We start from the raw sequence: 12,753 nt of genomic DNA, 5'->3' as shown, positions 1-12,753 counted from the left end.
CTCCGATGCGAGCTTCGGAATCAAAGGAGCTCTAGTAACTTATTGATTCTAGTGCGGCCTTGAATTTGAAGTTCCTATAAAGCGATTGCGGCAACACTGATAGGAACTTCAAATTCGCCGCACTAGTCCGGTTTTGAGGGTTATGCGAGCGGTCTCGCCGGCGACTGCCCGCGGTTCTCGCTTGACGTCCCCGCCTCGCCATGGTGAGTACGCGCCATGAGCACCGCCGTTCGCCCTTCTCGTCTTTGGTGGCGCACCTCCTAAAGAGGTGGCCGGTGCGATTTTGCGTTAATTCTGATCGTTCAAGGGCCGCCATCGCAGGCGGCCTTCGTTTTGTCCTGTGCGGCGTTCCCTCGGCAAGTCTGGTTAAGAGGATCACATGAACAGGACCTTGTTCTCACTGCCTGACCATAGCGAGTACCGCGCCCGTGGCGGCCTTCTTGTCACGCGCTCGATCGAGCATTTTTCGGGCGGCGCCAGGCTCGACGACTTGATCGAACTGCTCGACCGCCGCTGCGGCGTCGTGCTGTCGTCCGGCACGACAGTGCCCGGGCGCTACGAGAGCTTCGATCTCGGCTTTGCCGATCCGCCGCTACAGTTGCAAACCGCAGGCGCGAATTTTTCGCTTCATGCGCTGAATGCGCGAGGCGAGGTCCTGATCGCGTACCTCGCCGACGTGCTTCGCGAACCCTGCATCGTCGTCACCGAGCGTAGCGCAGGCCGTCTTGCCGGCCACATCCTGCGCGGCGACGCGCCCGTCGATGAAGAGCAGCGAACGCGCCGCGCCAGCGTGATGTCGCTGGTGCGCGAGCTGGTCGCAGCGTTCGGCGCCGGCGATGATCCGCTGCTCGGATTTTTCGGCGCCTTCGCCTATGATCTTGTATTCCAGATCGAGGACCTGGTGCAGAAGCGCCCGCGCGAGAGCGATCAGCGCGATATCGTGCTTTACGTGCCCGACCGGCTGCTGGCCTATGACCGCGCCACCGGCCGCGGCGTCGTCTTGAGCTACGACTTTGCCTGGAACGGCAAGTCTTCAAGGGACCTTCCGCGCGACACCGCCGATAGCGTCTATGCAAGAATACCGCGGCAGGGCTTTTCAGATCACGCGCCGGGCGAATATCAGGCCACGGTGGAAACGGCGCGGGCGGCGTTTGCGCGCGGCGATCTGTTCGAGGCGGTGCCGGGGCAGCTGTTCGGCGAGCCCTGCGGGCGTTCGCCGGCGGAGGTGTTTCAGCGGCTGTGCCGGATCAACCCGTCGCCCTACGGCGCGCTGATGAATCTCGGGGACGGCGAATTTCTGGTCTCAGCCTCGCCGGAGATGTTCGTCCGCTCCGACGGCAGGCGGATCGAGACCTGCCCGATCTCCGGCACCATTGCGCGCGGTGTCGATGCGATCGGCGATGCCGAACAGATACGGCAACTCCTGAATTCGAAAAAAGACGAATTCGAACTCAACATGTGCACCGATGTCGATCGTAACGACAAGGCGCGCGTTTGCGTGCCCGGCACGATCAAGGTCCTGGCGCGCCGCCAGATCGAGACCTATTCGAAGCTGTTTCATACCGTCGATCATGTCGAGGGCATGTTGCGGCCCGGTTTCGATTCGCTGGACGCCTTCCTCACCCATGCCTGGGCGGTCACGGTGACGGGCGCGCCGAAACTGTGGGCCATGCAGTTCGTCGAAGACCATGAGCGCTCGCCGCGGCGCTGGTATGCGGGCGCGATCGGCGTTGTGAATTTCGACGGCGGCATCAATACCGGCCTCACCATACGCACCATCCGGATGAAGGACGGTATCGCCGAGGTGCGGGTCGGCGCCACCTGTCTCTTTGACTCGGATCCCGCTGCCGAGGATCGCGAATGCCAGGTCAAGGCGGCTGCGCTGTTTCAGGCCTTGCGCGGCGATCCGCCAAAGCCGCTCTCGGCATTTGCGCCTGACGCCACCGGTTCAGGCAAGCGGGTCTTGCTGATCGATCATGACGACAGCTTCGTGCATATGCTGGCGGATTATTTCCGGCAGGTCGGCGCCAGCGTGACGGTCGTGCGATATGTTCACGCCCGGCAGATGCTCGATAGTGCGAGCTATGACCTTCTCGTCCTGTCGCCGGGTCCGGGGCGGCCGGAAGATTTTGATATCGCAGCGACGATCGAGACGGCGCTTGGCAAGAAGTTGCCGATCTTCGGCGTTTGCCTCGGGGTGCAGGCGATCGGCGAATATTTCGGTGGCCAGTTGGGGCAGCTCCAGCAACCGGCGCACGGACGGCCGTCGCGGGTGCAGGTGCGGGGCGGGCGGTTGATGCAGAACCTGCCCAATGAAATCGTGATCGGGCGCTATCATTCCCTCTATGTCGAGCGCGACAGCATGCCGGATGTGCTACAGGTGACGGCGAGCACCGAGGACGGCGTCGCGATGGCGATCGAGCACAAGACCTTGCCGGTGGCAGGCGTCCAGTTTCACCCGGAATCGCTGATGTCGCTTGGTGGCGAGGTGGGCCTGCGCATTGTTGAAAACGCTTTCCGGCTCAATGCATGATCCGGAAGATGACGAACAGGACTTAGAGAGGCAGCCATGACTCCCGAATACGACCTGAAGGCCACGGTCCGAAGCATTCCGGACTATCCGAAGCCGGGAATCATGTTCCGAGATATCACCACGCTATTGGGCGATGCGCGGGCCTTCCGCCGCGCCGTGGATGAACTGGTGCAGCCATGGGCGGGGTCGAAGATCGACAAGATCGCCGGGATCGAGGCGCGTGGCTTCATTCTCGGCGGCGCGATGGCGCATCAGGTTTCGGCGGGTTTTGTGCCGATCCGCAAGCGGGGCAAGCTGCCCCACACCACGGTGCGCATCGCCTATTCGCTCGAATACGGCGTCGATGAAATGGAGATGCACGTCGATGCCATTCATCCGGGTGAGCGCGTCATCCTGGTCGACGATTTGATCGCCACTGGCGGCACCGCCGAAGGCGCGGTCAAGCTGTTGCGCCAGATCGGCGCCAACGTGGTCGCGGCCTGTTTCGTCATCGATTTGCCTGAACTGGGGGGCGCCGCAAAATTGCGCGCCATGGACGTGCCGGTGCGAACGCTGATGGCGTTCGACGGGCATTGAGCACGTCATGCCAAACTATGTCGTCCCGGCGTATGCCGGGACCCATAGCCGCGGCCCTGCCTTGGGCACAAAGCCAGTAGCCTTCCTCAACCCATGAAAGCCGGTGGTTGTGGGTCCCCGCTTGCCGCCTTCGCTGACGCTTCGGCGCCCCATGAGCCAGCCCGGCGAAGCCTTGGCGGAGCCGGGTCGCGGGGACGGCGGTTGAGGGAGCGCGGGATTCAAGACCCCTGAAGGATCAGGCTGAGTTCAAGTTCGCGGAAGCTGAGGTAGTTCTGGCGAATCCATTGATGCAACTCGGTGGATGAATCCTTCTCGTGCCGCAAATAGTCGCTGAATGAGAATGACAGCCGATCGATATAAGTCCTGAGGAAATTAGGCAGCGCCGCGATGCGCAGCATCTTTCCCTGCGCAAACGCCGGCGGCAATTCACCGCGCACTACATATTCGTTGTCGACGGTCACGAGCGCGGTTGGCGGAATCTGTCGCTGCAAGACCGGATAGCTTCGGGCCGACACGCGATCGGTATCGGCGACGAACAGGATGACCGGCGCAACATTGCGGCGGACGGCTTCCTTCATGAAGCCGATTTCCTCCGTCATTTCGAAGAATTCGTCGAAAGCATGGAAGCCGAGGTCGATCACCTTGGCGACGCCGTCGGGGATGATCAGGCGGTCCATCAGCGCCATCTTGCCGAAGGTATCGTCGACTTCAGCGGTTTCCGTGATGTCCGGAAGATATTCCAGCAGCGACGGCTCTTTCAGATTGACGTCGAACGCCGCCACCGCGCCGTTCTTCAACAGCAAAAACTCGCTCAATAGCCGCGCGGCCAGCGTTTTTCCGACCAGCGGGCGGGGCGAGCAGATGATGTAAACGGGTGTCGGGCGCATCACGCGGGTTTAGGCGAAATCCAGACCCATTCCAGCCCAATCGGACCGGCCGCGCAATTATTTTTCGCCGCCGCGCGTCGAGGGTTTGCCGGAGCCGACGATGTCAGTGAGCTTGATGCGGTCGAATTCGCTCCAGACGTTGGCAAGCCAGTGCCGGACATAACCGCGCAGCACGAACGAATAGTTCGCGGCCTCGTCGCTCATGCCCTTGTTGGCCACGAACTTCAGGAATGGAACCGAGGCGACTTCCACCTGCTCGTAGGCCATTTCGTTGAGCTTCGGGATGACAAGGTCGGTCGCGTCCTTGATGCGGTGAAAGTACGAATTGTAGGTGGCCTGATCCCATTGGAAGAACTGGGTGTCGTTGATGAAGTTCTTCACCAGGAAATACCGCGCCCCGCCCATGAAACCCGCGGTCTCCGCGATTTCGTCGAGAGACGCGATCGAAGGGCCGAGAATATGGAACACGGCGAACGTGATCTGCCCGGACTTCGCGGCATCGAGGAAGCCGATATCGCGCAAGGAGGCGAGCGCCGGCGACAGCAGTCCGGCGCGGACGTCGATCACGGTGACCGAAGGCGAGGCCGTGTTCAGGGTATCGAAGATCTTCATCTGGTCCGAGGTCGTCGTCATGTCGACGATCTCGGTGATATCGGGGTGGAATCGCTTGAGCGTTCCGCGCGGAGATTCAGTATCGAAAGCGCGGGTCAAAACATTATTGGCGCTGAAATAATCCAAAAGCGTCCGCGAGACGGTCGTCTTTCCGACCCCGCCCTTGTCGGCGCCTACCACGATAACTGCCGGCTTCGCCATGAAACTACCTGTGCCATCCCTGTTGGGAATATTGCCCCTCGCCGTACCAGACATCTGGTTACGGAGAGGCCGGGAGGGACCCGGATCCTGTCCCTAAACCCTAAACGACCGGGCGTCCCCGATCAGATCGAAGCTCCCCTGCCTGCTTTGGGTGGGAAGATGGCAGAAACAAGGGAGAATTCAATTCTTTAGAAGCCGATTGGCCCCAATCATGCTGGCGTCGTTAACGGCGGAAGGAGGCCTGAAGGTGGCCGCCGGGGCTGTTTTGAAGGTGGTTGGGTTTTAATGGCGGCCCCAAGGTCCGGTAGAAGGTTCGCTGGACGGCCCGGTTTCGCTACCCCACGGGCTTGATGGCGGCGCACTGGTTGGGACGCCGGCCGGACCGGGTGTGGCGTCATTCCAGGGCCCCCGTGGCAGGGGCGTGGGCGCTTGATCGCCTGCCGGTTGCGCCGCCGCTGGGTCCGAGGGCAAGGCCAGCGGCCCGGGATCGTGTCCGCCGGCAAATTTGACCAGCGCCTGGACGCGGGCATCGACCGAAGGATGGGTGGCAAACAGGTCGGAAAAGCCCTCGCGCGGGTTGTCGAGGCACAGTTCCATGACGGCCGAGGTTGCGCCCGGCAACTCGCCGCGGTTCTCGATTTTGCGCAGTGCGGAGATCATCGCGTCCGGATTCTTGGTCAGTTCGACCGAACCGGCGTCGGCGAGATATTCGCGCGAGCGCGACAGCGCCAGCCGCACCATCTGCGACAACAGCCACGCCAGCGCAATCAGCGCGACCGCGACAATGATGACGATGATGGCGCCGCCGCTCGAGCCCTTTCTGTTGTCCGAGGAGGAGTCGTCCGAGGACGACCACGAGCCTCGGCGAAAACCGCCATAGCCGCCGTAATAGCCGAAGTTGGTGAAGCTCCGGAAAAACAGCTCGGCGAAGAAGCCGACGACGCCCGCAATGATCACCGCGATCACCATCATCTGCACGTCGCCGTTGCGGATATGGGTGAGTTCGTGGCCGAGCACGGCCTCGACCTCCTGATCGTTCAAGGCGCTCAGAAGACCCGTGGTGACGGTGACGGCATATTGGCGCTGGTTGAGCCCGGTCGCGTAGGCATTCAGCGCATCGCTCTCGATGAGTTTCAGCTTCGGCATCGGGATGCCGCGCGAGATGCAGAGATTTTCGAGGAGATTATAAAGCCGCGGCTGCTGCTGTCGCGTCACGTCCTCGCCGCCGGTCACCGCATCGACGATCTTCTGATGGAAGAAATAGGCGATCGCGATCCACAAGAGCGCGCCGCCGGTGGCAAAGGGAAAGGCCTTGATCAGGTCGTGCGCGGCTGCGGCAAGGTAATAGTCAGCCGGCGCGCCGGCGCCATAGGTCATTACCTCCCCGATCAACGCGCCGGCATAGACCATCACATAGACGAGCACGAACAGCCCGCCGAGTAGCAGCATCGAGCGGGTCTTGTTCGCCGCAATATGTGTGTAGAGACCGTACGCGGCCATGATGCGGGACTCCGCTAGTGCGGTGAATTTGAAGTTCCCATCAGTAATGCGGCCGATTCATCAAGAGAACCTCAAATTCAGGCCGCACTGGAAACGTGTGCTTGCCGGTGCTCCTTTGATTCCGAAGTTCGCATCAGAGGTCGCCGCGATAGCTTGCCAACTTCGGAATCGGAGCACCAGTCACCGTCATTCGCAAATCTGCCTGGTGATCAGAATTTCACCTGCGGCGCGGCTTCGACTTCGGTCCGGCTGGCGCCGAGATCGAAGAAATCCTTGCGGGTGAAACCGAACATGCCGGCAAACAGCGCGGCGGGCATCTGCTGGATGCCGGTGTTGTATTCCTGAGCCGCGTTGTTGAAGAAACGGCGGCTCGCGGCAATCTTGTTCTCGAGATCCGACAGTTCGCTCGCCAACTGCTGGAAGTTGGCATTGGCCTTGAGGTCCGGATAGGCCTCCGACAGCGCGATCAGCCGGCCAAGCGCACCGCTCAACTGGTTTTCCGCGGCCGACACCTGCGCCGGTCCCTGCGCCGACATCGCGGAGTTGCGCGCCTTGACGACCTCGTCGAGCGTGCCGCGCTCATGCGCCGCGTAACCTTTCACCGTCTCGACCAGGTTCGGGATCAGGTCGTGACGCTGCTTGAGCTGCACGTCGATGTCGGCAAAGGCCTGATTGACGCGCTGGCTCAGCGCGACCAGCCGGTTATAGGCACCGAAGGCAAACAGGACGAGAACGACAATGACGCCAAGGACGATCCAGCCGGACATGGAAAACTCCTGATGGGAAACGGATGCGGTAGCCTAGACCAAAGGGAATTGAGTGGCAGCCGCCACGAGGTGGGTATCCCCTTGGTCCGACGCAAGGCTGGAATAGTTCAACCAGAAGCCATGGATGGCGTTAACTTTTATCCACGGCCTCGCCCCAACGCCAGCGCCGGGCCCGGGCATAGGCGGCCTTGTCGCGGCGCGGCACTTTCGTCATTTGCAGACCGTCGGCCGTGCAGAGTTTGGCCGACACCTCGACTTTGCCAACGACAGGCGGCGCGAGCACGCGGGAAAAGCGCTTGGCCATGGGGTTGCGTGTCAGAACGACATAACTGAACTTTTCATCCTCGAAGGGAAGCTCGGCTCCCTTGAGCTGAATATGCGCGCGCAGCCGCGGCAATCTCTGCGCAAAGTGACACCAGTCCGGCGCGGAAAGCGGGCATAGGCCATCGTGCGGGCAGGGGGCGACGACGTGGGCGCCATCAGCGATCAGTTGCGTGCGAAGTTCGATGATCCGCCTAAAGCCTGCCGGCGTGCCGGGTTCGACCACGAGCAGCGTATCGCCGGTCTTGGCCCACAGGCGTTCGGTAAATGTGCTGCGGCCTGCTTCGCCGAATTCGCCGATCAGATAACTCGCGATCACGAGATCCGAAGGCTCTGCCTCGTCGAGCGCGTGCAGGTCGCGGCGGCAGGTCATCGCGGCGAGCCGTCCGTGGTCGCGGCCGAGTTCCAGCGCCAGCGTCTGCAAGGCGGCATTGATATCAAGCAGCGTAAATTTCCGCAGCGAGGAGAAGGTCTCGGCCGCGGCCCAGCTTGCCGTTCCCGGACCTGCTCCGACATCAAGCAGCCCGCTCGGCGCGAAGTCCGGTTTCAGTTCGACAAGCGCGCCGAGGCTTGCGGCGACCGCGGCATAGGTGGCGGGCATCCGCACCAGCGCATAGGCCAGCGCGTCGGCGCTCGAGGCGATGACGCGCGAATTTCCGCCGTCGCGATAGGTTTTTGAAATCTGCGCCGCGCGCGCAGCAATTTCATCGCGCGCCAAGCCATGCAGCTTTGCTTCCAGCGCGCTTCTTAGCTGGGCGGGAAGCTCCGGCGCGCTCACGCCACGTTCTGATCAAGGATTTTCACGGCCTCATCCAGCGCGACCGAGACCAGCTGTGACACCCCGCGTTCGGCCATGGTGACGCCGAACAGGCGGTTCATCCGCGCCATCGTGATCGGATTGTGCGTGATGATGATGAAGCGCGTTTCGGTGGTCGAGGTCATTTCGTGCAGCAGGTTGCAGAAGCGCTCGACGTTGTGGTCGTCGAGCGGCGCATCGACTTCGTCCAGTACGCAGATCGGCGACGGATTGGTGAGGAACACCGCGAAAATCAGCGCCAGCGCCGTCAGCGCCTGCTCGCCGCCCGACAGCAGCGAAAGCGTCTGCGGCTTCTTGCCGGGCGGCTTGGCAATGATCTCCAGGCCCGCTTCCAGCGGATCATCGCTCTCGATCAGGTGTAATGCGGCCTCCCCGCCGCCGAACAGTTCGACGAACAGGCGCTTGAAGTGGCTGTTGACCGTCTCAAACGACGCCAGCAGCCGCTCGCGCGCCTCGCGGTTGAGGCTCTGGATGCCTTGGCGCAGCCGCTTGATGGCTTCGACCAGATCGTCGCGCTCGGTGGTCAGCGTCGTGTGCTGCGTCTCGACCTCGCGCAGCTCCTCCTCGGCGCGCAGGTTGACCGCACCAAGCCGCTCGCGGTCACGCCGCAGCTTTTCAAGATTTTCCTCGATCGCGGCCAGCGGCGGCAACTCGGCGCCCGGCTCGATTTCGGCGAGGCCCGAGACCGCCTGCGGCTCGATTTCCAGCATGTCGTGGATTTCGCGCTCGATATCGACCAGACGGCGCCTGGCGCTGTCCATGCGTTCCTCGGCGCGGGCGGTAGCCTCGCGCGAACTCGACAACGCCTCAAGCGATACCTTGGCGGCGCGATCGGTCTCGGCCATCACGTTTTCCGCGTCCGCCAGCGCATCGGCGGCGGTGCGACGGCCGTTCTCGGCCGTCTCGATTTCACTGATCAAGGCCCGGCGCTTTTCCGCAAAGACCGCCGGTGCATTCTCCAGCTCGGCGCGCTCGGCTCTGATCTCGTTGACGCGAACCTCGATCGTTTCGGCCTGCGAGGCCGCGCTGGTCTTGCGGCTTTGCCATTCGTTGCGTTCGGCGGTGATGGCCTGAAGCCGGCGGTCGGCCAGCTCAGCCTCACGCGCCAGCGCCTGAGCTTCGGCGCGCACCTGCGCCGCGATGCGCCGGCAGCCGTCGATGCCGGCTTTGACCTCGGCCAATTTGGCTTCGGTGGGCAGGCTTGGCGGCAGTTCCGCGAGCGCCGCGTTCGCGCTCTCATGCGCGCCTTGCGCCTCGCTGCGGTCTGCCGCAAGGCGCGTGCGAGCTTCGGTGAGCGCCGATTTGCGTGCGGCGTGACGGTTGATCTCGCGTTCGGTTGTGGCATGGCGCTCGCGCGCCGCATCGGTTTCACGCTGGGCGGTGCGCCATACGTCGCGTGCCGAACTCTCCGCCGCGGCAGCAGCCCTCAGTTCGGCTTCAGCCGTATCGAGCGCCTGCCGCTTGGTGGCGGCGTCGATGCGCGCCTGCTCCAGTTCATTTTCAATATCGACGAGACGGGCGCGTTCGGCGAGACGCCGCGCGGCACCGGTCGGCGCATGGGCCGCGGCGATGAAGCCGTCCCAACGCCAGACATCGCCCTCCAGCGACACCAGCCGTTGGCCGGTCTTGAGCCGCGAGACCAGTTCAGCGCCGCGTTCGCGCGCGACGACGCCGATCTGGGCCAGCCGCCGCTTGAGTTCGATCGGCGCCTGAACGTGGGCGGCGAGCACCTCAACGCCCTCCGGCAGAGCGGGATCGCCTTCGGTGGTCCCGGCAAGGGTCCAGCGCATCGGCGCGGACGGATCGACCGGGGCATCCAGATCGTCGCCAAGGGCGGCGCCGATCGCCTTTTCGTAACCCTTGGAAACCGTGACGCCGTCGATGATCGGCGGCCACAGATTTTTGGTTTCGCCGTTGACGAGCTTGGAAATCGTGCGGGCCTCGGTCTCGAGCCGCTGTACGCGCTTGTCGGCTTCGTTGAGCGGGGCGCGAGAGGCTTCCAGCTTCGCGCGCGCGGCGGCATGGGCGGCCTCGCTCGCCTGAGCCGCGCTTTCGCTGGCTGCAAGATGTTGCTGGCCGGCTTCCATGGCGGAGGCCAGCGCTGCCAGGTCGCCCAGCGCGCTGGTTTCCTGCGCGTGCTTCTGCTCGTCGCGCTCGACATTGGCGAGGTCCTGATCGAGCCGCGCCAGCCGGTCGCGGTGGGTGCGCACGTTGCCTTCGAGCTGGTTGCGCTTGGCGGTGAGGTCGGCAAGCGCCGTGGTCAACTCGCCGAACAGCCGCTCGGCGGCCGACAGAGTGGCTTCGGCCTCGGACACACGCTCATCGACGCCGCTGCGCTTCTCGACGCGCGATTTGATTTCTTCCTTCAGCTCCGCGTCTTCGGTGTCCAGCCGTTGCAGCGCCGCGTCGGCGTCCGCGGTTTGCTGCTGCTCGCGGGCGATGTCGGCCGAAAACTGCGTCAGCCGGCGGTCGAGTTCGGCGACGCGCTCCTGCGCGCGCGCTTCCTCGCGATCAAGCATCTCGCGGGCACTGGTGAGACGTTGCAGGCCTGCGGCGGCACGGGCTTCCGCCTCGCGCAGGGCCGGCAGTTCGGAGGCTCGCACCGCCTGGATCCGGGCGGCTTCGGCCTGCTCGCGAGTGCGTTCCGCCATGTCGCGGACGGCGAGGTCGTGAATGTGGGTGGTCTCCCCAACGCCGGCCTGGGCTTCGATCCAGCGCAGGTGAAAAAGCAGGGCTTCGGCCTTGCGGACCTTGGCCGCGACTTCGCGATAACGGATCGCCTGTCGCGCCTGCTTCTTCAGGCCATCGATCTGCCCCGCCAGTTGCCCGATGACGTCCTCGACGCGGGTGAGGTTGGTTTCGGCCGCCTTCAACCGCAGTTCGGCCTCGTGGCGGCGGGCATGAAGGCCTGCGACGCCGGCGGCGTCTTCCAGAACGCGGCGGCGCTGCTCAGGCTTGGCCTGAATGATCTCGCCGATCTTGCCCTGGTGGACGAGCGCCGGCGAACGCGCGCCGGTTGCGGCATCGGCGAACAGAAGTTGCACGTCGCGGGCGCGCACGTCGCGGCCGTTGATACGATAGACCGATCCGGCTTCGCGCTCGATGCGGCGGGAAATCTCAAGCGACTGGCTGTCATTGACCGCGGCTGGCGCCGTGCGTTCCGAATTGTCGATCGTCATCACCACTTCGGCGTGGTTGCGCGCCGGCCGGTTGCCGGAGCCCGCGAAAATCACCGCATCCATGTCGGCGGCGCGCAGTGACTTGTGCGAGGTCTCGCCCATCGCCCAGCGCAGCGCTTCCACCAGGTTGGATTTGCCGCAGCCGTTCGGGCCGACGACGCCGGTCAGGCCGGGTTCGATCATGAAGTCGGTGGGTTCGACGAACGACTTGAAACCGTGAAGGCGAAGACGGGTCAGCTTCATAGGCACAGATTCTCTGTTGGCAGGGCGCGAATCTCCCTGCCTGGACAATACCATAGAAGGCAATGTCGGTGTGTGGCGTGAGTCGCTTAAAGCGGCCCCTGAGTGAGCGACAATGGCGAGGCCGGTGCCGCAGGGCAACCGGCGCGCCCGGCTTTTCCCAAGGGAATTGTGAGGGAATTAGCCCAGGATTTGTCCCGAACCGGGAGCGGTTACGGTTCCCAGCCCCTCTCTTAGCTCTTGAGCAGGGCCTTGATCCGCTTGTCGAATTCCTCAAACGAGGTCTCGCCTTTGATCTTTTCGCCATTGAGGAAGAAGGTCGGCGTCGAATCGACCTTCAGAACGTCGGAGGCGTACTTCTGGTCGGCGACGATCTTGTCGAGCAGGGCCTGGTCCTTGAGGCAGGTTTCGACCTGCTGCTGGCTCAAACCGGCCTGTTTCCCGATCCGGGTCAGCGTCTCGGTGGTGTTCTTCATCACCCAGTCGGCCTGCTGCTTGAACAGGAGGTCGGTGACCGCGAAGTATTTGGCGGCATCGTCCTTGGCGATGCAGCGCGACAGCATCGAACCGGCGGCCGCCTTGATGTCGAGCGGGAATTCGCGGAACACGTAACGGATCTTGTTGGTATCGATATAGGCGGCCTTGATCTTCGGGAACACGTTATCGTTGAACGCCGCGCAATGCGGGCAGGTCATCGAAGCGTATTCGGTGATGGTCACGGACGCGTCCTTGGGCCCAAGCGCCATATCGGGCAGCGATTGCGGCTTGGCGACGTCGGCCACGCTGTCGGCCAGTGCCTCGGCGATCAGTTGAAACGGCGACAGGCCTGCGAGAGCGGCAAGTCCGGTCAGCGACAGGGCGGCGGTAAAGGCGCGACGCGTGATGATCAAGATCGGCTCCCGAATTGGCGCTTTGGCACCGAAAGACACTAAACAAGGCTTCGCTAGCTTGAAACCACTAATGTGGCAATGGCGCGCCACAGCGGCCGCAGGCTCAATTTCGCTTGATTGAGGCGCCCAACCGCGCCAGCGCGGCCCGCAGCGCATCGTCCTCCACCGCGGAGAGCGTTTGTGCGACTTGCTCGACCTGGGCGGCGTCCGGTGCGGGCGAGGGGCGGGGC

At 63.4% G+C, this 12,753-nt stretch carries 9 protein-coding genes and 1 pseudogene; 2 read left to right on the top strand and 8 right to left on the bottom strand.

Going from position 1 to position 12,753, the window contains the following annotated elements; translation table 11 throughout:
* The first annotated feature begins 379 nt into the window (after nt 1-379).
* Together WB528_RS03945 and WB528_RS03940 are read left to right on the top strand one after the other, a co-directional pair.
* Nucleotides 380-2,533 (top strand): anthranilate synthase component I, encoded by a 2,154-nt coding sequence (locus tag WB528_RS03945; RefSeq protein WP_423887124.1) that lies wholly within the window; start codon nt 380-382, stop codon nt 2,531-2,533.
* Nucleotides 2,534-2,569: 36 nt separating this feature from the next.
* Nucleotides 2,570-3,109 carry an adenine phosphoribosyltransferase gene (locus tag WB528_RS03940; RefSeq protein ID WP_423878427.1) on the top strand — a complete coding sequence of 180 codons (540 nt, stop codon included), beginning with the start codon at nt 2,570-2,572 and terminating at the stop codon, nt 3,107-3,109.
* Between the two features lie 218 nt (nt 3,110-3,327).
* Here the strand turns inward: WB528_RS03940 and WB528_RS03935 are convergent, their stop codons facing one another.
* The 8 genes and pseudogenes from WB528_RS03935 to WB528_RS03900 form a co-directional block, all read right to left on the bottom strand.
* Nucleotides 3,328-3,996: a hypothetical protein gene (locus WB528_RS03935; protein WP_423887123.1), complete on the bottom strand. Its 669-nt coding sequence runs from the start codon at nt 3,994-3,996 to the stop codon at nt 3,328-3,330.
* 57 nt (nt 3,997-4,053) lie between these two features.
* On the bottom strand, nt 4,054-4,809 hold the full coding sequence (locus WB528_RS03930) for a hypothetical protein (protein ID WP_423887122.1): 756 nt from the start codon (nt 4,807-4,809) through the stop codon (nt 4,054-4,056).
* A gap of 282 nt (nt 4,810-5,091) precedes the next feature.
* A complete protein-coding gene (locus tag WB528_RS03925) occupies nt 5,092-6,309 on the bottom strand; it encodes a M48 family metalloprotease (RefSeq protein WP_423887121.1) in 1,218 nt (405 codons plus the stop codon).
* A gap of 209 nt (nt 6,310-6,518) precedes the next feature.
* A complete protein-coding gene (locus WB528_RS03920; RefSeq protein ID WP_423887120.1) occupies nt 6,519-7,076 on the bottom strand; it encodes a LemA family protein in 558 nt (185 codons plus the stop codon).
* A 130-nt stretch (nt 7,077-7,206) separates the two neighbouring features.
* Nucleotides 7,207-8,175 carry a small ribosomal subunit Rsm22 family protein gene (locus tag WB528_RS03915; RefSeq protein WP_423887119.1) on the bottom strand — a complete coding sequence of 323 codons (969 nt, stop codon included), beginning with the start codon at nt 8,173-8,175 and terminating at the stop codon, nt 7,207-7,209.
* Nucleotides 8,172-11,636: a chromosome segregation protein SMC gene (smc, locus tag WB528_RS03910; RefSeq protein ID WP_423887118.1), complete on the bottom strand. Its 3,465-nt coding sequence runs from the start codon at nt 11,634-11,636 to the stop codon at nt 8,172-8,174. Before smc ends, WB528_RS03915 begins: the two co-directional genes overlap by 4 nt.
* 230 nt (nt 11,637-11,866) lie before the next feature.
* Nucleotides 11,867-12,523: a DsbA family protein gene (locus tag WB528_RS03905; protein ID WP_423887117.1), complete on the bottom strand. Its 657-nt coding sequence runs from the start codon at nt 12,521-12,523 to the stop codon at nt 11,867-11,869.
* A gap of 103 nt (nt 12,524-12,626) precedes the next feature.
* Nucleotides 12,627-12,753: pseudogene (locus tag WB528_RS03900) on the bottom strand (DUF721 domain-containing protein); the annotation flags it as partial.

The organism is Bradyrhizobium sp. (assembly GCF_049586575.1).
In the GTDB taxonomy this organism is placed as follows: Bacteria; Pseudomonadota; Alphaproteobacteria; order Rhizobiales; family Xanthobacteraceae; genus Bradyrhizobium.
The sequence above is the reverse complement of the archived record's forward strand: the minus strand, read 5'-3'. Positions and strand labels throughout refer to the sequence as shown.